Source organism: Larkinella ripae, from assembly GCF_054780775.1.
Map to the genome: position 1 here is coordinate 716,743 of NZ_BAAGVR010000028.1, position 21,656 is coordinate 738,398.

A 21,656-nucleotide genomic window follows, 5' to 3' on the forward strand; every position below is an offset into this window, starting at 1 on the left:
AGGAAACGAACGAACCGCATTTCACCGCCAGCGAGTATGCCCAGCTGACCACTTGCTTTCAGGCGTATGCGCACCCTTACCCAAAGTAAATCCCTGCGGTATCTGACCTTTTTTTACCTCTATATCATGCAGGGCATCCCCTCTGCTTTTGCCCTGATCACCTTGACCAACTACCTGGCCGGCCGGGGGCTGAGTGCGGCCGACATCGCCCGTTTCGGTGCATTGGTGGGGTTGCCCTGGGGCTTTAAGTTTATCTGGGGACCGCTGGTAGACCGTTATCAGCAGTCCGCTATGGGGCGTCGTCGACCCTGGGTGCTGGTGGCCCAGCTCATGGCCTTTGGCGCTTCACTGGGTTTGCTCACGATCACCGATCCCGCCGGACAAGTTAACCTGCTGACGGCCATGTTTGTGGTGCATGGTGTGTTTGCCTCCCTGCAGGATGTAAGCGTCGATGCGATGGCCATTACGGTGGTACCCCCTGGCGAGCGCGGCCGGGTGAACGCCTTGATGAAGGGCGGTATGATTACCGGACAGGCGCTGGGAAGTGCCGGGCTGGCGTTGGTTCTCGATCGGGTGGGATTCCATACGGCGGCCCTGCTGCAATCGGTGGTACTGGGTAGCCTCATGCTGCTGACGCTGTTGATCCGGGAAGAACCCAGTCATGCCGGGTTATCGCTTGGCACCCGCTCAGTCCGGGCGGAAAAGCCTGAAATCACCTCGCTATGGGCGTTGGTCAGCGCTTTAAGCCGGGCGATAGGGGCCCCGTCCCGTTTACGCATATTCCTGGCGGTTGCCCTGATTTTTGTGGCCGAACGGCTGTTTCAGCGGGTGTTTGCCCTGGACCTGATTCAGCGTCTGAACTGGACGCCCACGGCCGTATCGGTGCTGGGCGGTACCTACGGCACGTTATTAGCCGTTAGCATCGCTCTGCTGGTGGGCTGGCTATCTGATCGGGTGGGGGGGCTACGGCTGCTGAGAATGGTGGTTGTGGTGATGAGCTTAAGCATGGTGATGTATTCAGGGGCCGGCAGGCAATGGAGTGACCCGGGGGTTGCCATCGGCGGACTCATGGGTCGGCAAACCTTCGAATCGATCTTCAGCATTGCTGCTTTACCCGTTTTAATGAGCCTGTGTCAACGGTCAGTGGCCGGGGCGCAGTTCGCTTTTTACATGGCCTTGAGTAACCAGGCTGATGTGTTGGGGATCTACGGCTCGGGGCTTCTCTATCCGCACATATCCGCCCCCGCCGTGGGTGTAGGCTGTGGGTTCATTATAGCCCTGGCGGGCTTACTTTTGTTGGGCGCTAACCGTCCTGCGGGTGTATTACCCTAAAATAGCTTGATAATGATTAGGTAAAGTAATCAAGGGGGGCAGCTTTCTCAATTTAAGAAAAAGTACTAAACCAGGTCTGCTACTAGCAAGTAATTAATCGTGGCAAGTTGGCTAACTTGTTGAATGATAGGGGTATATTAATGAAACGTTGGGTAATGTTCACCTGGTCACAGCATCACTTTTACGAGTATCTCCTAATTTAAAGGTTGGTAGGAAAGCGACTTCGCCCAATTGTCTGTGAATCAGCGGGAATACCTAGTGGTCTTGTTGCTTGGATTTGCCTTTTTGAGTTTAATACCTGTTTCCTATCCTCGTCAGATTGTAGCGGGGCCGTCCAGCGGCTGGGCTGTTGAGAGTTCACTGCAAGGCACTGGTTTACGAAGGGCAATGAAGATGGCATTAAAGACCAATTTAGATCAACTAAGCACCAAATTATGCACTATTTAGTTGGGGGTAGTATCGTTCGATTTTGTGAAACTACTACGAAAATCGCCAGCAGCCTGACCCAGCAAGACGATTCGCATGAAAACGCGTTATCCGAGCGGATGAATCGAACTATCAAACCGGGCCGACGGGGTGGATAAGATGCTTCTCAACCGGGCGTTTGTCGGTGTTGAAGCCGCTGAAGAAAAATAAAGAAAAATAAGGTGGAGGATGAAAAACTATCATACCTTGTTGGGTCCCCTGGCAAGTGTGACCCCTTGACCGCACCGGCGGCCCGGGCCTGACCAAGCCCACCAAATGCAGGGCAAATTTGTCCAAAAATGCGCCCATCGCAACGCAGGGTAAAGCAAAAAGCATAAGGGGAGACGGTATCCGTTACTCACAAAGAGTCCTAAATTTTTCAAGCGATTTTACGGACATACACCGGCTGCCATTGCCTAAATTAGCAGGAATTCTAAGGTTTACCCACCGGAAAAACGGTTCCTTTGCGTCAGTGCAACCCCATTAATCCGTTGTGGAACAGCCCGCTCTTATCCTCGACCCAAACCCTGATCATCCCGTCTGGAGACGCCATCTTTTCGAGGCTGATTTTTATTTGTTAAAACAATGGACGCTTGACGTCAAGGGTTCGGGATTGCCCTATACGGGCGACAGTTATTGTTTTAGTCTGGTGTTTAGTAATTCTGGTCAGATAAAATTCGACTTAGCCAACAAAGCTTACGAACTGCATACCGGTTATGTAGTGGTTGAAAAAGGCCATAACTATGATTTTCGGCTGTACCCGGCAACTGGCAGTTTTTCGATCATTGATTTTACCGATGATTTTTACGAACAGTTACTTGATGAATACCACCTGCGTCATAGCTCTTTTTTCGGTAATCCCAACGCACTCACCCTGGGGTTGAGAACAACACCCGTCATCGATTACCTCTTTTACCAGCTTTGGCAGCCGGGAGGGGAAATGAGTCGGTTAGGACGTGACCAGTTAGTGTTGCAGTTGGTACAGGAAGTCGTTGGGCGGATTGAAAACTACGAACCGAATGAACCGATAACCCGCTACAAACAATTTCATCTGCATTCCATCGAGCAGGCAAAGGCGTATCTGCATCGGGAGTTTAGCCGCGACCTGTCCCTGCTGGATTTAGCGGATCACTGCTGTGTGAGCCCGTTTCATCTGGGTCGGTTATTCAAAGCGCACACGGGTTACACGCCGTATCACTATTTGGTCAGCATCCGCCTGGCCCACGCCGAACGGCTGCTGCGCGACACCGCCCTGCCTGTAACCGATATTGGTTTCGCGTCGGGCTTCAACAGCCTGGAATATTTTATCACGGCGTTTAGGCACCGCTACCAGCGGAGTCCGGCGCAGTACCGCAAACAGGGACCATTGTAATGCGTATGCCGGTGGTGGCCATTGTCAATACGTCTCGGCCAGGCCGAAAACGCTGGCCAACTTTCCCGAAAATCCAACATTGCGAAAACCGAGAGGCTATCTGTCATTCATAATCAGTCTGGTTTCTAAATCAAAAAGAAAATGAGAACGGTAAAACTTCAAATGCACCTGTCAATCGACAATTTCGTAAACATGGAGCGGGGCGGCAAAAACTTCAAATGGGACCACGAAGTGATCGAATTCTGTATTAAAAATCTCGATAGTGTGGACGCCATTTTACTCGGACGTAAAACCGCCCAGGAATTAATACCCTTCTGGGATCAAGTGGCTACCGATTCAAGCCATCCTGATTTTGCTCTTGGGCAACGAATTTCGGAACTTCCAAAAGTCGTCTTTTCGAATACCCTCACCGAACATTCCTGGAAAAACACTACGCTAATCAGTGGCGACATGCATACTGAACTAAGCAAGCTCAAAAAATCAAAAGGCAACGATATTCTGGTCTATGGCGGAGCTTCTTTTGCTGCTTCCTTAATTCAAACCGGGTTGGTAGATGAGTTTTATTTTCTGCTGAATCCATTTCGTTTAGGCAAAGGGGTAACCCTATTTCATCCAAACGCCGATGTTCAATTGTTTACGCTTATAAAATCGATGCCTTTTCCCTGTGGTACCGTACTGCTTCACTATAAACCCAAGCAACTGTAGATCCGAAAACTAATCAGGACCAGAAACTACCAATCGCCATGAAAAAATAAGGAATTCGTAACGCACAGATTCCAAACCCTGCCCTAAAAGCACTCGGCCAATTGGTCGGCGAATGGGACACCGTAGGCACCCACCCCGCCGTTCCCGGCAGAGTTTTGACGGGAAAAGCATCCTTTCAGTGGATTGAGGGCGGGGCCTTTCTACGGTGGTACGCTGAGGTGGCTGAAGAAGGATTCCCGGCGGGTATTGCCATTTTCGGCAGCGACGACGCGACCGGCGAGTTGTTTATGCTCTATTTTGACGAGCGGAAAGTGTCGAGAAAGCACCAGGTCTCGGTAGAAAACAAGGTAGTGAAATGGTGGCGTAATACCCCCGGTTTTTCGCAGCGATACACCTTGACCATTTCTGACGACGGGAGTACCATCGTCGGAAATGGCGAATTAAGTAAAGACGACACAACGTGGGAAAACGATCTGGATCAGACCTACACCCGTGTTCAATAATGGTGTTTACCACCATGCTGCAACAAACAATTTCCAATCACCCATGAGAAAGCTTATTTTATTCATGTCAACGTCGCTGGATGGACGTATCGGGGGAACCGATGGGGAAACGACCGCCGAAAACACCATCGACACGCCGGAGCAGGAGGATCACCGTTACGCCAATCAGTTGTTTGCGGCTGCGGATACGGTCGTGTTTGGCCGGGTGACCTATGAAGGGTTTATCGGCTACTGGGATACGCTCGATCTGTCCGATACGTCGGTGCCAGCCGTTGAAGTGGAATTTGCTCAGGCTTTCCGACGGCTAAACCGGGTCGTTTTCTCCCGTACCTTAACCCAGGTACCCGACAACACTCTGTTGATCAACGACGACATTTCAACGCAGGTGAATAAACTCAAGCAACAGGCGGGTCAGGATATGCTGCTGGTTTGTGGCCCCGAACTCCTGGCTACCTTGGTCGAACAGGGTTTGGTTGATGAACTACGGGTCATTATTCTGCCAAAAGCGGTAGGCAAAGGCCAAGTGCTATTCGGCCAACTCCGCCAGCCAGTGAAATTGACGCTACTGACGACCCATGCATTCAAGTCGGGTGGTGTCCTGCATCACTATCAAGTCAATAATGGCTGAACTGATGCGAAAATGCAGGGGGATGCCGGTACGTTTACAAGAAAAATCAGGCTCCCCGTAAAAAACTCATCTACTTTGAGAAATCCGGTCATTATATTCCCTGCCCCGAACCTGATAAATTCAATACGTTATTGAAAACCCTTGCACAAATATATGAAGCTGACCAATCAACAAATCGCGGAAGCGTTCTCAAAACACGAGTTCGAACTAACGTATCCGTATCTGAGCGATGCAATCCAGTGGAATCTGGTTGGTAGCGAACGGATTAGGGGCAAAGAGGGCGTGATGCAGACCTGTAAGGAGTCGGCTGCCTATTTTGACACCGTGACCACAACCTTCGCCCAGTTTGTTGTGCTGACGGGCGATGACTTTGTAGTAATCGATAGCCTGGCTGACTATCAGGATGCCCAGCAGCAAACCACCCGCATTGCATCCTGTGATATTTATCGCTTCACGGATGGTAAACTGTCGGATATTACTTCCTATACTGCCGATGTGAGTGATAACGAGTAGGGAACGGGACGCTTTGAATAGATTACAGGCATTCCATACGTTGAGGAAACACAACCGGTAATCATGAAGCCAGACGCTCAAACCAATAACCTAACGCTAGACGAATACGCCGGGGGCGGGGGCAAACGCTATCGTGTTTTATCAAGCCAGTTTAGTTAATGCACTGCTTCTGCCACTTTCCGGGCATGAGGAGTCTGGTCATGAGGAGCGTATCACGGCGTTTACCGCATAGTATACAAATTAATGCCTGTTATGAATAATATACCATTTCCGGTGATTGATATCAGAAAACAGACCGACGCTGTCACGACCAACTATGCAAATTTTTTGTTAGCTTCCGTTAACGATCATGTGGTCAACGTGAGCGTGATGACCGAAAGCTACTACTGGCATTATCATCCCAACTCGGATGAAACATTTCTGGTGATGGAAGGCGTACTACTCATTGACCTGGTAAGCGAAACCATCGAGTTGCTACCTGGCCAGCTCGTTACCATCCCCCGAAACGTAGTCCACCGAACCCGGCCTAAAGGCGAGCGTTCGGTGAATATAACCGTTGAGCATAGTCAGATTGAAACCATTGCAATTGATCCGGTTGGCTGAGTACGTTTTCTGCCGCTGGCAGGTTGTGATGAATGTTGAATTTGTGGCTGTCGGATTCAGTAGTATATAGAAACAACTACGCGAGGGAGGGTCGTTTATCGAACTGTTTGGGCCGCTGTTGTACAGGTACGTGATAACGTCGGTCGATTCGGATGAGTGTTGATAGGCTATATTCCGTTTTATTTACTTCCCCTTGTTCAGAAGTGGACGTTTGCTATAATCCATTCCAGCCAGCCGCACCTGGATTGGTAGGGACAGTGGCCCCTCTTGCCTTTCCTTTTTTTCTTGATCCCGGCTCACCCGTCATCACAATGCGCCGTTAGGTACCGGCAACTGTACCAAACTGCCTTATTTGCCTTGAACAATGGAACGCACCCGGGGCGATTGCCGAGCTGATAGGATCAGCTAAGACTACAGCGTACCTGACGGGAGCTGGCCACAACCTGTTTATGAAACAACCTTAGTCCTTACCGCAGGTCGGCCACCAAGGATTTATTTCGGTGCTTGACCCGTCGTTCTCCGTCAATGAAGGGTACGATTACGGAGCAGATTGTCCATTTTTACACCCCTTCTGGCAGTCACATCGTTGAAATGCTTCCCTTTGGATTGAAAAGGGGAGTGAGAAGCGAGTTTGATCCGTATTTAATCCTTTCTTTCAATAAACCTGCTGATCTTGGGTTAGCAGGTCGATTCAAAAAGGGGTAAATTCACTGTAATTGCTGTAAGGTTATTTCAGGGTAATACAAACTAAAGCGCCCGTCTTCAATGATATACACCGGATCGCCCTCCAGGAAGCTTTCGAAGCGCTCGAATTTAGCGGCCAGCCAGGTAATCAGCCGGTAAAAAAGGAGAATGGTCACGAAGACGATCAGAGCCGGCAGAATGGCATTTTCCTCGGTGAACATCGGATCACCGGCTGCCGATCCCAGGCCAATGATGATCGCAACTTCAAATAGCGATAACTGCCGAATGCCTTTTTTGCCGGTGAGTCGCAAAAAAGTCAGGATCAAGGTGAACATGATCAGGGTTCGGAAAACGATTTCGGCGGCAAACCCCCAATCTAAATCACTCAGAAAAATGGTTTTGAAATCCATACAAGGTTAACAAGCATACAGGTGGCCCTTTCATCTTTGTAACCAAGTCGGGACCGAATTGATCCGGTTTCGCATATTTTCTGTTTGAATGGCTTTTTTGGACCAGGCTTTTCTTCCTCACTACGACCCTGGTTGCCCAACAGGTGCGTGCAGGATCAATACTTGCAAGCAGATAGTGCCATTGAGAAGGCATTACCTGCTCAAATCAGATACCAGTTCTCTCGTGATTCAAGGCAGGAAAGCAACCAACGGTTCAAGGATTGAACCGCTGCTCATAAAATTTAAAAAGTCAGAAAGCGATGACTTCGCCGGAATTTGACGCAGGGAGTTACTTCTCAGCGCGTGATGCCAAAAAGTCCCGCTGAAATGTCAGCATCAGTTTATTATAGTCCTCTAACTGCGAGGGTTTGGTGGCAAAACCGTTGGCTTGTAGTTGCTCGGCTTTTTGGCGATCCGCCGGTTGACTCGAAGTCGTCAGGATCACCACTGGCACCGAATCGTAGGTTGCATCCATACGAATGTGGGCCAGGGTCTCAAAGCCATCCATAATGGGCATGTTCACATCCATCAGCACCAAGGCTGGCAAAACCGGGGTCTGCTGCAAAGCTTTTAGCAACTGCTCCCCGTTGCTTAAAACCGTCAGGTGACAGTCCGGATTGTATCGCCCAAAAGCATGCTGGAGCAAAAATTGATCGTCCTCATCATCATCTACAATAAAAACACATTTCTTTTCACGCATGGACACACCGGGGATGGGGAAGTCGTGTTGTTGGGTCCCGGATAAAAACCGCCAAGCTGGTGAATAAATTCCGAAGGGCTTTCTGATTTTAATTCAGTCATGGAATGCCCAGGACCAGCGACCGGGTTACACACTCAGTTCTCCGGCATCTCTCAAACATTGCTTCTCGTCATGCTATTGTGTTTGATCACACACCACCAGTTTGAATGGAACGAAATGGCCCTATTGGCTTAATTGACGATGACGAAGATGATCAACTGGTGTTCCAGCCCTTATTGGAAACGATTGCGCCCCAGAGTAGTGGTATTTGATAATGGTGAAGATGCCATTGCGTATTGTACTTACGTAAAAAAGCAATCCCCTTCATCTTTTTTACCTCATTCTAATCAGGCCGAGGCAAACAAAGCGACTCTATGGTTACCTAACAAACTCAAAAGGTGCTGTGGCAATAACATCGTCCCATAATAATCTGAGTTGCCCTCCTTTTTTCGTTTCATTTAGCTCAATAGTGAATTGCTGCTTTATTTCAGTTGATTTTTGGACGGGAATAGCCACTTGGAAAAGTTCTTTTGCCCGATCAGGGTCGGTGGGCCAGTTTTTGACATCCGTGCTTAAAATGAGTATCCATTCATTTACTTTAGGAATGGTGTAGATGCTATACTCGCCTTTGGGGACTATCTTTTTATAGATTTTTACGGCGTTTTCAAAGGTAATCGTCGTTGGACCATTTGCGCCGGTTCGCCATAAGGAGTCGTACGGCACCACGCCCCCAAATATTCGACGGCCTCGTTTATAGGGCCTTCCATACTTCACCGTCACCGTTGATTTCTGGATGCTGGCCTGTAAGGATTCGGTTGGCGAGGGGATGCCAATGCCCCCTGTTTTGGTCATTCGTTTGGCAACCGCATCAATGTCAATCGGAAGATGTTTTGTTACGATATAATTCCACGGCGTTCCAATACCATCCACACTTTCTATTCGGCCCTGCTGGTTGACGGTAATGGTGGTGTATTCCAAAAAAGGTCCACCAAACCTGATTTTATTCTTTGTTTGGTACCGAACCCCGATGTCGTACACGCCGATGTTATGATTGATCATTTTTAAGGGGAGCGTCTGAAACCGGGACTTCGCCAGACGCATGCACTGCCATTCCATAAGGGAGATCAAGGGCACCCAGCCGCCCACAAAATCCATTTGGCGGGCCGGGTGCCGGAACCGTTTTTCCGAATTTGTCCCGGCTTCCGAGTTATAGTAGGTACAGGTATCGTTTCGACAGTTCATGTTTAATCGATACTCGAAAGCGCCCGACTTGGCTTCAAACGGAAGTGAGCTGTTGAGCGGATTCATGGCGTTGATATTGAATTCGCGGATGCTGCCGTCCGGGTAAAAGTGAACGCTGAACTCACCGATGTAATCTTCCGGAACGCGGATAAATGCTTTTCCGTACAGGTGGTTATTAATCATTGTGTACGTTTCGACCAGAACCGTATCCACACCCATTCGTCCAATGAAGGACGCCGTAAAGGGCTTGGAGTTTTGACCAACACAGGGCAACGTAAAGAGAAGGGCCCACGCGCTTAAATACACCCCTTTAAGGTATATTTTGGAACTAAGAAACCAGTGACGATGAACACTCATTAAGAGAAGATTGTCAGGTAAGGACGTAACAATCAAAAGTACCGATGCCCAAATGAAGAAAATTGTAAAAATGCGACATTTTTCAGAATGCAAAACCGGGCATAGCGTAACCAAGACTTATATGGCTATGTTTCCGCTATGCTAAAGCGCTCTGGTGATTTTAAGACGATCTATAAAACGATTCGCAATAACCCAAACCTCATTTATTTACCTGCTCCCAAACGAAACAGGCAGGGTTTGCTGCGGCACGTTTCACAAAGGCAAAGTATTTTGATTTACGTTCGGTACCTAAACAGTTTATTGATACTTGTACCAAAAATTTAGGGGAGTTGCCGATGACCGTATCACTGATCAGGATGCGGTCATGTTGGTTTGACCCGTTTTTCCAGGCGGATTTGACATTAATATCGTTGCTCAATGTGTCTTTCTGTGGAAAGATTTCAAAAAGGATGGACGCCCCTGTGGTCTCCTGGTAATCTGAAGCAATTAAAAATGTTCCCTGATAGCCGCTCTCACAATTCCCTTGCGCTATCAGCGACAGGGGGGGCTGACAAGCTTCTGGCTCCTGCACATTTCTTGGTTGACAAGCGTTAAAAAGCACTTTCAAGCCAAATGTACCTAGGATTTTTTTGATGAATTTCATGGGCAGCTTATCCGGTTTTTTCATCGTTTATTGGACCCAGTAACGCCAAGGTACAGATCGATATTTGGCAACGTTCACCTAATTTGACTTACAATTGCCAGTTTGACCACCCCCTGAAATCATCCGAAAATTAAAACCCAGCTAATCGTTGCCTAATCTCGTTTTTCGCTATTAACCTCCTAAAAGCAAAACCTGACAGAGTACCGGTCATGTCGCGTGTAACCGTTTTTTAGGCAACTAGTATGTAGCCTCTATAGTTGTTTGATTGCTTTTCGTATGAAATCGTAAACGAGGCTACATTTAATCGAAGTACCGCCCAGAATCGCATAAATGACTACGGTCGGTTTAAAAATGAGAGGTCTGACATCCACGCCCGGCACCCGCGTAAATAAACTGGTACGGAAACTGTTGGGTTCCGCTATGATTCGGGCACCAGTCCAGGTAGAGGCAATGACTAAGCCAGCCGCGACCAATATGATATCTTTGATAATATATTGGGCTGCCAACGTAGGAGCATGAGTCGGGCCCGGGAACAATTCGCCAAAATAGATTACTAATGGCGACATAGCCCCAATCATTTGTGCGCCCATCAGCCAAACACCAATCCGTAGAAACCGGCCTGAAATAAAACAAATTCCAATAATGCACTCCAGAGCCGCCACAAAGTGCATAGCACTGTGGCCCCGAAGGCCACCCAGTGTAAGGACAGAGGTGGTTTTGGTGGCCAACACTTCAATGGGGCTAATTCCAGGGAAGAACTTTAAAAAGCCAAAGCCCAGAAATACAATACCCATTCCAAGGCGTAGAAGCGGGATGCTGTGAATCACCAACCAGCGATTCATCCGGGTATCCAGGCGATCGAAGTGTTCAAAGAGATTGGTTAAAGTTTTCATATAGGTTGATTTATTTGTAATCATTTACGCGAAAAACCAAAAGATAGATTTGAAGCGTATAGATTTTCCCTATATAAAAGGTCAATACCGCCGATCATTCAGTTATAAAGTAGTATTAACAACTTTATCTCAATGCAGAACTGATTATTTCAGATTATTAAGCCTGGTGCAAATCAGGCAATACCCGCAACCGGGTAGTCCATCATGGCGGTGTTGGTTTCCTCTCCATCGTTATGAGGGAAGAGCGGGGGCAAGCGGGCGGGATAAAAGCTCCAAAACTTCGCACGAATGGTCTGAATTTCCAGCGATGTAATTCTTGAAGTGAAATTGTAGATTTTAGTTTTGAATAACTAAACGCGTTAGGGGCTTCACAAAAGGAGCGTTTTTATATGATTGCCACGGTATAGTATAGTCATAAGTGCCGGCGAATGGTTAAGGAGACATTATTAATCTTGTCCAGAATTGCCCACATTCAAAGTTCCATCAGCTAGTCATCCCAACCCATCATGGATGACCCCAGATAGACTGGCTGATTTAAGACCGTTCACGATGGATTCTGAGTTAACCCAAATAAAGCCCAGGTATTAAAGTGGGAGGGAAGGGGCGGATTTGATCCGCGATTCCTATCTTTTTGACTTCGTAGTATTCATCGCAAAATCCCCTTTTTAAGCAGGTAATAGATGTCTCTGGCAAATTGGCCGCTTAAATAATTGGTCAAAGATTCAATTGACTGGCTCCGGTTATTAATAACCCCTGGCGCTCCTGAACATAAGCAATTACTGCTCCTTTCGAACGGTCAAAATCAGGTGGCAGGGAGATCGTAACATGCCCGGATTGGGTGGCGTATACGGTTTGTAAAGTCCGTACAACATTGCGGTGTTCCAGTTTGCGTCCTGCGTTTTCGCCCCGGATAACGGTGGTTTCGGTCGATTTGCTAACCAGCGCGACATTCAAAACCGCATCGTCAAAACCGCCTTTCAGGGAATAGGAAACCGCCAGGCTCTCCGGTTTCTGGGCCGATATCGCAAGGGCAATCGCCACTCTGGCGGGCTGACGCAACGAGCTCGCCAGGGAAGTTTGCAACCGTTGCCGGTTGGATCCCACAAATTCCGTCTTTCCGTTGACCACCCCCTGGGGCGTGTAAATACCTTTAGCCGCAAACTGGCGGGCATAGCGCCGTTGCCGGTCCGAAAACTGGCGGTTGCTGTACGGATCTTTCCAACCCAGTCGGTCCCAGTAATCGACGTGAAACGACAAACCGTACACGTGCTGGTGATTCGTATTTGCTTCCGTAACTGCCTCATTCAACAGTTTATCAGCGGGTGGGCAACTCGAGCAGCCCTGCGAGGTAAATAATTCCAGGACGGCAACGGGTTCGTACAGCGGTTCAGAACCAGCATTAAGCAGCAATAAACCGGACGTAATCAAGGCGGATAAGTTTAATAATATTTTCATCGGAATGTTCGATGGGTGACCGTGATGCACTATAAACCAATGAAATAACGATAGCCATATACCGTCAGATAATCACGTAGGCGTTTGATATGGTCAGCGAAGCGAATATCGCCAATTCCCTTCGGATTTTTCACTCCGTATTTAACCGGATTAATCACACACAATGAAGCACCGTGCGAACCTGTTAACGATTGTCCGTTCATTTTGTAGGCTAAAAGCGTCCGCGGATGGATCGCACGGCCTTTGTCGATGCCGACGTTATAAATGGGTAATCCTCAGCAGATCATCCCGGCCAGAACCGGGAAGTTGATCCGGTGAAACCAGCAAATGGCCAGTTGGTGTCCATGAACGATGCGCGTCATTTGCAACGAAAGCCAGGCGCCTGAACCGCAATTGACCGATCCCGCTATGACGGGATCGGTCAATTGGGATTATAAAGATCTTAGCGGTTGTTTTCTTTACTTTCATCCATTTTACCGTCTTTCTTCATCTTGTCCTTCTTCATTTTGGAACGTTCCATTTTCGATAATTTACCGCCTTTCATTTTGTCATCCATCATTTTGCCGTCTTTCTTCATCTTATCCTCTTCCATTTTGGAAGAAGCCATTTTGTCTTTCTTCATTTTATCGTCCTGAGTTTTATCCTGGGCAAAAACCGCAGGGGACAAACAACAGACGCTTAGTAGTGCAGAGGCCACGAGTGACTTTATGGATGCATTGGTTTTCATGAGGTTATGATTTAGTTTCACCCAGAGAACGGCTCGCTGAATTCAAAAGTTATCACGAAAGTCTAACGTTTTTGATTTCAGAAGCCACTACCGAACAATCGGGAATCGGGGCGTGTTGAAAAGCAATATCACTAGGTCCGCAACTGCCAAGCCGATGAAAAAAGTCCTGATGATTGAAGATGATACGACGTTGGTCGAGCTGGTGCGGATTCATCTGCGGGAGTTAGCGTGTGAGGTAATCACCACCCCGTCGGGGCTGGATGGGTTGACCATCATCGGCCGGCAAACCGTGGATTTATGTATTCTGGACTTAATGTTGCCTGATCTGGACGGGATGGAGGTTTGCCGTCGAATTCGCCAGCAGCTTTCGCACCTGCCCATCCTGATGCTGACCGCCAAATCCCAGGAGCTGGACAAGGTGTCGGGGCTGGAAGCCGGGGCCGACGATTACCTGACCAAACCCTTCGGGATCCGGGAGTTGCTGGCGCGCGTTAAGGCCATTCTCCGGCGCAGCGAACTCAGCCCACCCGAAAATCGAATTGATTCTGACCCAATCCAATTGCAGTATAACGATTTGTTGATCGACGTCGCTAAAAAACGGGTAACGATTCGGGATGAGCGGGTTGAACTGACGCCAAAAGAATTCGACTTGCTGGTTTTGCTGGCGGGCAATCCCGGAAAAACGTACAGTCGGAAGGAGTTGCTAACGCTCGTTTGGGGGTACAAGTTTGAGGGATACGAACATACCGTTACGGCCCATGTGAATCGCTTACGCAGTAAAGTAGAACCCGACTTTGCCCATCCCAGCTACATTCTGACATCGTGGGGAGTGGGCTACCGCTTCGCCGAGACTGAACCCGATAAACGTCATGCGTAAGCGCTTCATCCCTACGATCAGCAAACGACCAAACCTTGGTTTGTATGGAAAACTGGCATTGACCTTTTTGCTGGTACTCACCCTGTTAGCCGCTGTTTATGGCTTCCTGACGGCGTATTCGGCGAACCGGTATTTTGAAGCCAACTACCAGCGGCTGAATCGGGAGGTTGCGGCTCACATTGCCAAGTTTACGCTGCCATTTATTAATCAGCGGGTAAATCGAAAAGGGGCTGAAACCATTTTCTTCAATGCGATGGTCACCAATCCCAGCGCGGAAGTGTACCTGCTGGATTCGGCCGGAACCATTTTGCTGTACCACGCCGAACCCAAGGAAATCCACCTGAATCGAATCGCGCTGCACCCCATCCACGACTACATTCAGACCAGGGGGCAAGTTTACATTCTGGGCGATGATCCGAAAGATCCGCTGGAAAAGAAAATATTTTCGGCGGCAAAAGTAGTCAAAAACGGCCGGATGCAAGGGTATGTTTACGTCATTCTGACGGGGGAAGGATACAGTTCCCTAATGAGCCGGTTGCTGCAAAGTCACGTGTTGACGTGGGGTATCCGAATGATGGTAATCACCTTGCTGGCGGCTCTGATGATTGGATTACTGATGTTTTACCGGTTAACGCGAAACTTAAACCTTATCATTCAAACCGTAAAGCAGTTTCGGGAAGGCGATTTTTCGGCCCGCATCCAGGTCCGGTCTTCGAGTGAGCTGAGCGGAGTCGCCACTACGTTTAATGAGATGGCTGGTGCGTTGTCGCAAAATATTGAGGATTTGAAGAACGCGGAGCAACTAAGACGCGATTTGATCGCCAACGTTTCCCACGACTTGCGGACACCCGTCACGGCCATTCACGGGTATGCCGAAACGCTGGCTTTTCACCCGATTCGGCCTGGTGAACAGACGCAGTCGTATGTAACCGTCATTTTGCAAAGCACGCAGAAACTGATGAAACTGGTGGAAGAACTGTTCGAACTTTCCAAACTGGAAGCCCGGCAGTCGCAGCCGCACCAGGAGCCGTTTGTATTGGCCGAGTTGGTGGCGGAAACCGCTGCGAAGTTTGAACTGATTGCCGCTCAAAAAGGCATTGTTCTGAATTGTGAAGACTGCCGGTCCGAAATTCTGTGTTATGCCGATATTGGAATGATTGAGCGTGTTCTTCAGAATTTGGTCGAAAACGCCATAAAATTCACACCGGACGGTGCGTTTGTGCGCCTAAAAATGAAGGTGAATCCGAAAACCGTGACGGTTTCGGTGATTAATTCCCTTCAGGGGCATCCGCTTAGCGATACCATGCGCCAGTATCTGGAAAAAGTTCGGGATACGGGTGAATCGGCGGCCAACCGTCCTTCCGGCGTTGGTCTCGGATTGACGATTGTGACCAAAATACTACAACTGCATCAGGAAAAGCTCCACATTGAAACGGCCGCCGATACCATCTGCTTCTGGTTTGAACTTCCGGTTTATCTGCCCAATCGGAATGAATAAAACAGGTGTTGAATTGGCTGGTTATCGACTTTTTTAAATTATTATCCCCGTAATAAGTTTCTTGCTAAACCGTATTTTTTGCGATACTCTTCGAAGGAATACTTTTTAACTACTGGATACTCGGGTGAATATCGATCGATATTCACCCGAGTATCCAGTAGTTATCATCCTCTTTTTTATCGGAACTCATCTTGTTTTATAAGCTACCGATTTAAGCGTTGATTTATTTATCAAAACCAGCCAATCCTAAAAAAATGTATTTGCCGGCAATTCCTTTTCCCGCAGCCGTAGTTGCCAGGATCGTTTGTGATTTATAAGTCGCACCGGCGCTGGTGTTCTCGAAAAGATTAATGGAATACGATTGAAACGATCCCAGATTATAGACATATTTATTGTCCGGCGAAACCCACAATTCTTTGGAGTCACCGTTAGGAGCGATGCCACTTCTGCCTTCCGCTTTTGTTAACGTTAAACCGGATGTGCCGACGCCAAACGTTGATACAAGATTGGTTTGAAAACTGGCGACGAATAACTTATCCCCGGTGGCGTTTAACACGGTCCAGCAGGCTTCATTAATAGCCGGTGAAGAAGAAACCCCGTAATTGGAAGTCTTTGTCACCGTTGAACCGTTATCTTCTAACACGGTTACGCTGTTGTTCAATTTGTCGGGAGTCAGGTTGAAGTTCGAAACAAATAATTTGGTATTGCCCGAAATTGCCCAATTGAAACCAATGGTTCCTGCAATACCGGATTCTTCAAAATAACGAGTTTGGCTGACCATTCCGTTGGCGAAATTATAGACATAAACCCGGCTTGGATGCTGTTCATCCAAGGAAGTTAATTTTGTGTTGAAATGGGCGATTCCCCAGGTTGCTACGGCCAGTTTTGTTCCGTCGGGGCTAAAACTGACCGTTGTGGGTCCGCCATTTTCCCGGACATATTTCGCCAAAAGCTTTTCATAGGTTAAAATCCCGGTTTTCGCATTAAAGGAAAAAAGCTGGATGTTTCGTTCATTATCCGATGCGTCCGGTTGTTTCAAATCCATGGCATGGAAAGCATCATTCGGGTATCGCTCAATTGCTGCTCCGTCCTTCTGTATGTTGGGGTTATTCCATTGGTTACCGACAACCACCCAGTACTCATCGGCAAGACCTACCTTTGGGGTATAGGCAATACTAACTGGCCTGGTTCCACCCGAACTGGTATTGCTTTTAAACGTAAGGTCGCCATTTGATCGGTTTAGCGAAAAAACGGAAACTTCGTTACCACCGGCATTGGTGGCTAACAAATAATCACCAAGCAGCTGAACGGCCCCCTGTGAGTCGAAATCCCCGTGTGCATCACCACCAGCCGACACATTGGCACCTCCCTTACTATTGGTAGGATAAGCCATTTCATCAGACAATGATCCATCGGCACGACGGGAAAATTTGACGACCTGATTGATGTCTTCCCCATTGGTTGTTGTGTACAGGTAGCCAGCAATTTGATTGGAAGGGATTGTGTGATCCTGTAAACAGCTTTGAGCCAGAAAAACAGTGGATACAACGACGGCTTTTAATAATGCTGATTTATTTCCCATGGTTTCGAGTATTTAGTGATTTATAAATGGATAAATTTTGAAATGCAGAACAGATAAAAAAGGGAAATGCTTGCTTTTGCAACAGATAGGTAATAGCCATCGGAGGAGCGGCTATCGGGATAATTTCTTGGCGATACCTTGGTTTAGTTTTTTTTCGAAATCGTTGTCTAATTGTACAATTTTGAACAGCCTCAAATCGGAATAAGTTATCACGAAAGTGTAACATTTTGATTTTATTGAATTGCCAAAATAGTTTATTGTGGTTTTTAACGAAGCTTCGCAGATGCTTATAATTTCCCTGCTTTTTTCTGATGCGCCAAGCCGTTTATTATTCTTTATCGAAGCTGAAACAGGCAATACTGACTGAAGAAGGAATATAAATTCCTTTCTTTGCCTGATATAAGATTTTGTTAATCAAGACCAAATGCCTTTTTGAGCCCGCGCAAACTTGGGTTATACAAGCAGCCTATTTGGAAGTACATAATACTGGTAAGCTATTACTACCATTTGGATACTTTTTTGCAGGCAAAGGGCCGTTTAGAAGTAGACCGTAGAAGGATTGGAATGGTCTTCGTCTCACGAGAAGAAGCGTTTGGTGAGATGACGCGCTGTTTGTTTCATTTTAGCCTGGAGCTAAAGGATACGCAGTGCAGGTAGGGTTTTTATTCGATCCCGAGTTTTCAAGCCAAGGATTGAGCTGGCAAGAATTCCGTAGCGGTCCGAAAAGAATGAGAAAGTGATGCGAAAGGAGTGAAAAAAGGATGAACGTCGGGGGATTCGTTCAAGTTATGAAGCTAGTTCCATGCGTAGGACTTTAAAAGGAGCGTTTAAGGAGACGGTTTATTTGTACGATGATCCCAATGGCGTTCGTTGGTTAGGATCATCGCACCAGCCACTTAATTGAGCAACTGGCGATGACGGTAATCATTGGGCGCCAGGCCAGTTGCTTTTTTGAAGAACCGGGTAAAATGCTGGGGATACTTGAACCCCAGCTCAAACGCAATTTCGCTTACCGATTTGCCTGGATCGAGAATTTTCTCTTTGGCAAGTTCCATTACTTTCAATTGAATGGATTCCGAGGGCGTTTTCCCCGTTTCTTTTTTGATCAGATCGCCGAAATAATTGGCCGAAAGGTGTAGCTGATCCGCACAATAGCTAACGGAAGGAAGGCCAATGGTTTGGGGCTTCTCGGATTGGAAATAGGTTTTCAACAAGGCCTCAAATTTTTCCAGACTGTCGGTATTAATGTCTTGCCTGGTAATAAATTGGCGATCATAAAACCGGGTGCAGTAATTGAGCAACAACTCAATATTGGCCGAGATAAGCAGTTTGCTGTGTTTGTCGGTTCCCTGTTCGAGTTCATACCGAATTTTCTCAAAGCAATCCAATACGATTTTGCGCTCTCTTTCGGAGACATGCAGAGCTTCCCTGCTTTCATAAGAAAAGAAGGTGTAATCGTCGATATGCTTCCCCAGTGCCGTCCCACGAATCAAGTCAGGATGAAACAGCAGAGCGTAGCCTTGTGGTTTGTAATCTTCATTTATATCCACGTTGATAATTTGCCCGGGCGCGACGAAAAGCAGGGTTTGATCCTGATAATCGTAGGTATGGCGGCCGTAGTTCATGTCGCCACAGTTGACTTCTTTTAGATAAACTGCGTAGAATCCAAAGTTCATTCTTGAGGCATAGACCTCCGGGGTTCTGCCCGTAAAATTGATCACGCTTACCAGCGGATGCCGGTTTTCCTGCTGGTAAAAAGCATCGTGCTCGCTGACGGTTTCAATTCGCAAAATGGTATCCATATCCCTTCTAGATGTGTCGGTACAAATTTACCGGTAATTATTTGCGACCCATATCGGCAAGCCCATATCTGTAAAAAGGGTAGGTAAACCCGTAAATGGTATAAGTGCTGATTGTCATCGGTCTACGACCTTTGTACCTAGATTTGTTTAACGGCCCATATTTTTTCATTAACCAACTAAAACCACTTGAATCATGAAGATCATGAACGATAAAGTTGCCCTGGTAACGGGCGCAGCAGCAGGGATTGGGTTTGCAGCCGCTAAAGCATTTGCCCAGGCGGGCGCATCGGTCGTCCTGGCCGATTGGGATGAGAAACAGGTCCATGCGGCAGCCGGGCAGCTGGCAGCCGAAGGGTACAAGACGCTGGCCGTGGTCTGTGATGTAGCTGATGACCAGGCTGTTCAGGTCATGGTGGAAAAAACCGTATCCACTTTTGGACGGTTGGATGCCGCCTATAACAATGCCGCAGTTCAGAACGTACTGGCCGGTGCCGCCGAGCAGACGCGGGATGATTTCGACCGGGTAACGGCCATCAATCTGCGGGGCGTTTGGAGTTGCATGAAGTACGAATTACAGCAGATGCGCCAGCAAGGCCATGGTGCCATTGTCAATTGCTCGTCGATCGGTGGTATTCTAGGGGGGGCTCAGCGGGGTACCTACCATGCCGCCAAGCACGGCGTCATTGGATTGACCAAAAGTGCGGCCCTGGAATACGCATCTCAGGGAATCCGGATTAACACCATCTGTCCGGGCATTATTCACACTCCAATGGTTGATCAAATGCTTGCCGGCGGCCAACAGGAGGTGCTTGATGCCATGCTAAAAGCAGTACCGGTGGGGCGGCTCGGGCGGCCGGAGGAAATTGCCAATGCGGTGCTTTGGCTGTGCAGCGATGCGGCCAGCCTGGTCATCGGCCATACGCTGGTCGTTGATGGCGGTTACAGCATTCAATAGCTAAAATTTATTGGCATTAAGGCACCGATGGATAGCTCAATCGATCCATATGAACTTTAATTTCACCCGCCGATCAGTCAGTAGAATCGTCAGGACCAGAAAGCCGTAAAAATCCGGCCGCCTGGTTCATTGGCCTGGTGGGCGATTCAAAATTCGATTTAATAACGGTATTTAAGAAACCGGCTTGGATCGATTTGCCGCCATTTCTGACCGCTATGAGAACCGGGGGTATCCGGATGCAACGCGCCACCAACAGTCTGACCGCCTGAATGGGTTGTCTGTCCTGTAATTGGTTACGTATGCCGCTCGACCGTAGGATGCGAACCCGATTATTGGTTGTTCATGGCTAAATTACTGCTGTAATAAACGGGCAAATGCTTGTTATAATTTTAGTCCGCTTGAAGATTGCTTAGCCTGCTGGAGCCGAACGCATCCCGGTGACCATCACATTCAGTACGAACCCCATGTTAAAAGCATTGTATTCCGACTCGATCACGCTTCATTTGATTGAAGATGACAATCTGGCCGATGTCTGCCTCCTATTTCAGGGCTTTCCTGACTCCCGTGATATGCTGGCGGAACTGCTACGCAATTATCTGCCCCGTTATGAGAATGGTCGGCGAACCAATTACGGCTTCTATGTTCTGCTGAATGACGAACTGGCGGGCATGACCCTGTTGAATGTGGATAGCCCTCCCGACCAGTGGAATGGATCGACGGGAGCCGACATGTTTGCTCACATGCGGGGGCGGGGCATTACCCCTCGGAGTAAACCCCACTTGTTTTACTTAGCGTTCGAACTGCTGGGGCTAAACCGCGTGGCGACGGGCTGTTTGATCTCCAATGAGTCTTCGAAACGATCCATTGAGAAAACCGCCGGTTTTCAGTTGGAGGGCATCTCGCGGGAATCAGGCGTCAATGAACGGGGTGAGTTTGAAGACGAATACCTCTACGCCATCTTGAAGCGGGACTGGCTCGCTCTATACGATGCAGCTCAGATTCGGGTAATTCATTAACCATTTCGGCAAAATCACCCTATACCTGACCCCATTCGTAAACCCACGTTTCCTGCTGAAGCTAGCGGTTAATTGAAGGATCGACAGGCCATCCGCTTTCAGTCAGGGGCTCAACCGTCGGAAGGCACTGCAACAGGTCGACTTGCTGTGAATTCGTCTTCATCCGATCGCGACGGTCTTTCTGGTCTATACTTGTGGATTGTTCGTTTATGCCCCAGATAAACGAAGGGTGGCGCGTGGAGGTCACACCTGACTGTTAAAATTTTCCAGATTTACATAGGAATCAATTCCATGAAACTTACCGTATTCAGTGCCACTGGCGGCACTGGTAAACAACGGGTTGAGCAGACCCTCTGCGGAGTCCGTATGTCGGTTCGTGAAAGGTATCCGTGCTGTAGCTGCGTTGTCGAAATACAGCACGGATACGTGGAATTTCTGGGGCTCTGTAGACACCCCGAAGCAATAAACATACCTTCCTCTTTTCTCAAATCCGGTAGCGCCAGGCATAAAAGCAGAATTGTCTGTCCACCAGAGTTAGGTTCTCCCTAACCCTGGTTTGAGGAGCGACCTCCTAAATGCCATGGGTTGCCTGTCTCCCTTTTTTGCTTTTGCCGCT

At 48.1% G+C, this 21,656-nt stretch carries 21 protein-coding genes; 11 read left to right on the forward strand and 10 right to left on the reverse strand.

Annotated elements, in window-relative coordinates:
- Positions 1-66 precede the first annotated feature (66 nt).
- From ACYVHX_RS24855 to ACYVHX_RS24885, 7 genes are all read left to right on the forward strand, one after another.
- Positions 67-1,332 (forward strand): MFS transporter, encoded by a 1,266-nt coding sequence (locus ACYVHX_RS24855; RefSeq protein ID WP_460674403.1) that lies wholly within the window; start codon positions 67-69, stop codon positions 1,330-1,332.
- Positions 1,333-2,290: 958 nt separating this feature from the next.
- Complete coding sequence (locus tag ACYVHX_RS24860; protein WP_460674404.1) at positions 2,291-3,169, forward strand: helix-turn-helix domain-containing protein; 879 nt, start codon at positions 2,291-2,293, stop codon at positions 3,167-3,169.
- A gap of 141 nt (positions 3,170-3,310) precedes the next feature.
- Positions 3,311-3,874, forward strand: a complete 564-nt coding sequence (locus ACYVHX_RS24865; RefSeq protein WP_460674405.1) for a dihydrofolate reductase family protein — start codon at positions 3,311-3,313, stop codon at positions 3,872-3,874.
- 101 nt (positions 3,875-3,975) lie between these two features.
- A complete protein-coding gene (locus ACYVHX_RS24870; protein WP_460674406.1) occupies positions 3,976-4,377 on the forward strand; it encodes a hypothetical protein in 402 nt (133 codons plus the stop codon).
- Positions 4,378-4,420: 43 nt separating this feature from the next.
- Entirely contained in the window at positions 4,421-5,005 is a 585-nt protein-coding gene (locus ACYVHX_RS24875; RefSeq protein ID WP_460674407.1) for a dihydrofolate reductase family protein, read from the forward strand.
- Positions 5,006-5,158: 153 nt separating this feature from the next.
- Entirely contained in the window at positions 5,159-5,518 is a 360-nt protein-coding gene (locus tag ACYVHX_RS24880; protein WP_460674408.1) for a nuclear transport factor 2 family protein, read from the forward strand.
- Positions 5,519-5,770: 252 nt separating this feature from the next.
- Positions 5,771-6,121 carry a cupin domain-containing protein gene (locus tag ACYVHX_RS24885; protein ID WP_460674409.1) on the forward strand — a complete coding sequence of 117 codons (351 nt, stop codon included), beginning with the start codon at positions 5,771-5,773 and terminating at the stop codon, positions 6,119-6,121.
- 707 nt (positions 6,122-6,828) lie between these two features.
- On the opposite strand, the gene ACYVHX_RS24890 is transcribed toward ACYVHX_RS24885, so the two are convergent.
- From ACYVHX_RS24890 to ACYVHX_RS24925, 8 genes are all read right to left on the reverse strand, one after another.
- The gene (locus ACYVHX_RS24890; protein ID WP_460674410.1) at positions 6,829-7,215 is read right to left on the reverse strand and encodes a DUF421 domain-containing protein; all 387 of its coding nucleotides are present in this window, start codon (positions 7,213-7,215) and stop codon (positions 6,829-6,831) included.
- 328 nt (positions 7,216-7,543) lie between these two features.
- Positions 7,544-7,954, reverse strand: a complete 411-nt coding sequence (locus ACYVHX_RS24895; RefSeq protein ID WP_460674411.1) for a response regulator — start codon at positions 7,952-7,954, stop codon at positions 7,544-7,546.
- A gap of 417 nt (positions 7,955-8,371) precedes the next feature.
- Positions 8,372-9,454: a DUF2911 domain-containing protein gene (locus ACYVHX_RS24900; protein ID WP_460674412.1), complete on the reverse strand. Its 1,083-nt coding sequence runs from the start codon at positions 9,452-9,454 to the stop codon at positions 8,372-8,374.
- Positions 9,455-9,791: 337 nt separating this feature from the next.
- Positions 9,792-10,259 carry a hypothetical protein gene (locus tag ACYVHX_RS24905; protein ID WP_460674413.1) on the reverse strand — a complete coding sequence of 156 codons (468 nt, stop codon included), beginning with the start codon at positions 10,257-10,259 and terminating at the stop codon, positions 9,792-9,794.
- Positions 10,260-10,486: 227 nt separating this feature from the next.
- Positions 10,487-11,128 carry a hypothetical protein gene (locus ACYVHX_RS24910; protein WP_460674414.1) on the reverse strand — a complete coding sequence of 214 codons (642 nt, stop codon included), beginning with the start codon at positions 11,126-11,128 and terminating at the stop codon, positions 10,487-10,489.
- 714 nt (positions 11,129-11,842) lie between these two features.
- On the reverse strand, positions 11,843-12,583 hold the full coding sequence (locus tag ACYVHX_RS24915) for a DUF1223 domain-containing protein (RefSeq protein WP_460674415.1): 741 nt from the start codon (positions 12,581-12,583) through the stop codon (positions 11,843-11,845).
- Between the two features lie 29 nt (positions 12,584-12,612).
- On the reverse strand, positions 12,613-12,849 hold the full coding sequence (locus tag ACYVHX_RS24920) for a molybdopterin-dependent oxidoreductase (protein ID WP_460674700.1): 237 nt from the start codon (positions 12,847-12,849) through the stop codon (positions 12,613-12,615).
- 176 nt (positions 12,850-13,025) lie between these two features.
- On the reverse strand, positions 13,026-13,310 hold the full coding sequence (locus ACYVHX_RS24925; protein ID WP_460674416.1) for a pentapeptide MXKDX repeat protein: 285 nt from the start codon (positions 13,308-13,310) through the stop codon (positions 13,026-13,028).
- 154 nt (positions 13,311-13,464) lie between these two features.
- Here ACYVHX_RS24925 and ACYVHX_RS24930 point away from each other — a divergent pair, with 154 nt between their 5' ends.
- Together ACYVHX_RS24930 and ACYVHX_RS24935 are read left to right on the forward strand one after the other, a co-directional pair.
- Entirely contained in the window at positions 13,465-14,187 is a 723-nt protein-coding gene (locus ACYVHX_RS24930; RefSeq protein WP_460674417.1) for a response regulator transcription factor, read from the forward strand.
- The gene (locus ACYVHX_RS24935) at positions 14,180-15,685 is read left to right on the forward strand and encodes a sensor histidine kinase (protein ID WP_460674418.1); all 1,506 of its coding nucleotides are present in this window, start codon (positions 14,180-14,182) and stop codon (positions 15,683-15,685) included. The genes ACYVHX_RS24930 and ACYVHX_RS24935 overlap by 8 nt, the downstream gene beginning before the upstream one ends.
- A gap of 223 nt (positions 15,686-15,908) precedes the next feature.
- On the opposite strand, the gene ACYVHX_RS24940 is transcribed toward ACYVHX_RS24935, so the two are convergent.
- Both ACYVHX_RS24940 and ACYVHX_RS24945 read right to left on the reverse strand, forming a co-directional pair.
- The gene (locus tag ACYVHX_RS24940) at positions 15,909-17,267 is read right to left on the reverse strand and encodes a lactonase family protein (protein ID WP_460674419.1); all 1,359 of its coding nucleotides are present in this window, start codon (positions 17,265-17,267) and stop codon (positions 15,909-15,911) included.
- Positions 17,268-18,163: 896 nt separating this feature from the next.
- Positions 18,164-19,069, reverse strand: a complete 906-nt coding sequence (locus ACYVHX_RS24945) for a helix-turn-helix domain-containing protein (protein ID WP_460674420.1) — start codon at positions 19,067-19,069, stop codon at positions 18,164-18,166.
- Positions 19,070-19,262: 193 nt separating this feature from the next.
- Here ACYVHX_RS24945 and ACYVHX_RS24950 point away from each other — a divergent pair, with 193 nt between their 5' ends.
- On the forward strand, positions 19,263-20,024 hold the full coding sequence (locus tag ACYVHX_RS24950) for an SDR family oxidoreductase (protein ID WP_460674421.1): 762 nt from the start codon (positions 19,263-19,265) through the stop codon (positions 20,022-20,024).
- A 464-nt stretch (positions 20,025-20,488) separates the two neighbouring features.
- Positions 20,489-21,040 (forward strand): GNAT family N-acetyltransferase, encoded by a 552-nt coding sequence (locus ACYVHX_RS24955; protein WP_460674422.1) that lies wholly within the window; start codon positions 20,489-20,491, stop codon positions 21,038-21,040.
- The last annotated feature ends 616 nt before the right edge of the window (positions 21,041-21,656 follow it).

What these genes read in the sequence shown, in the direction of transcription:
- ACYVHX_RS24885 (WP_460674409.1), top strand. Translation starts at nt 5,771, where the DNA reads ATGAATAATATACCATTTCCGGTGATTGATATCAGAAAACAGACCGAC.
- ACYVHX_RS24880 (WP_460674408.1), top strand. Translation starts at nt 5,159, where the DNA reads ATGAAGCTGACCAATCAACAAATCGCGGAAGCGTTCTCAAAACACGAG.
- ACYVHX_RS24900 (WP_460674412.1), bottom strand. Translation starts at nt 9,454, where the DNA reads ATGGGTGTGGATACGGTTCTGGTCGAAACGTACACAATGATTAATAAC.
- ACYVHX_RS24910 (WP_460674414.1), bottom strand. Translation starts at nt 11,128, where the DNA reads ATGAAAACTTTAACCAATCTCTTTGAACACTTCGATCGCCTGGATACC.
- ACYVHX_RS24945 (WP_460674420.1), bottom strand. Translation starts at nt 19,069, where the DNA reads ATGGATACCATTTTGCGAATTGAAACCGTCAGCGAGCACGATGCTTTT.
- ACYVHX_RS24875 (WP_460674407.1), top strand. Translation starts at nt 4,421, where the DNA reads ATGAGAAAGCTTATTTTATTCATGTCAACGTCGCTGGATGGACGTATC.
- ACYVHX_RS24930 (WP_460674417.1), top strand. Translation starts at nt 13,465, where the DNA reads ATGAAAAAAGTCCTGATGATTGAAGATGATACGACGTTGGTCGAGCTG.
- ACYVHX_RS24950 (WP_460674421.1), top strand. Translation starts at nt 19,263, where the DNA reads ATGAAGATCATGAACGATAAAGTTGCCCTGGTAACGGGCGCAGCAGCA.
- ACYVHX_RS24890 (WP_460674410.1), bottom strand. Translation starts at nt 7,215, where the DNA reads ATGGATTTCAAAACCATTTTTCTGAGTGATTTAGATTGGGGGTTTGCC.
- ACYVHX_RS24940 (WP_460674419.1), bottom strand. Translation starts at nt 17,267, where the DNA reads ATGGGAAATAAATCAGCATTATTAAAAGCCGTCGTTGTATCCACTGTT.
- ACYVHX_RS24865 (WP_460674405.1), top strand. Translation starts at nt 3,311, where the DNA reads ATGAGAACGGTAAAACTTCAAATGCACCTGTCAATCGACAATTTCGTA.
- ACYVHX_RS24925 (WP_460674416.1), bottom strand. Translation starts at nt 13,310, where the DNA reads ATGAAAACCAATGCATCCATAAAGTCACTCGTGGCCTCTGCACTACTA.
- ACYVHX_RS24955 (WP_460674422.1), top strand. Translation starts at nt 20,489, where the DNA reads ATGTTAAAAGCATTGTATTCCGACTCGATCACGCTTCATTTGATTGAA.
- ACYVHX_RS24855 (WP_460674403.1), top strand. Translation starts at nt 67, where the DNA reads ATGCGCACCCTTACCCAAAGTAAATCCCTGCGGTATCTGACCTTTTTT.
- ACYVHX_RS24915 (WP_460674415.1), bottom strand. Translation starts at nt 12,583, where the DNA reads ATGAAAATATTATTAAACTTATCCGCCTTGATTACGTCCGGTTTATTG.
- ACYVHX_RS24935 (WP_460674418.1), top strand. Translation starts at nt 14,180, where the DNA reads ATGCGTAAGCGCTTCATCCCTACGATCAGCAAACGACCAAACCTTGGT.
- ACYVHX_RS24895 (WP_460674411.1), bottom strand. Translation starts at nt 7,954, where the DNA reads ATGCGTGAAAAGAAATGTGTTTTTATTGTAGATGATGATGAGGACGAT.
- ACYVHX_RS24905 (WP_460674413.1), bottom strand. Translation starts at nt 10,259, where the DNA reads ATGAAAAAACCGGATAAGCTGCCCATGAAATTCATCAAAAAAATCCTA.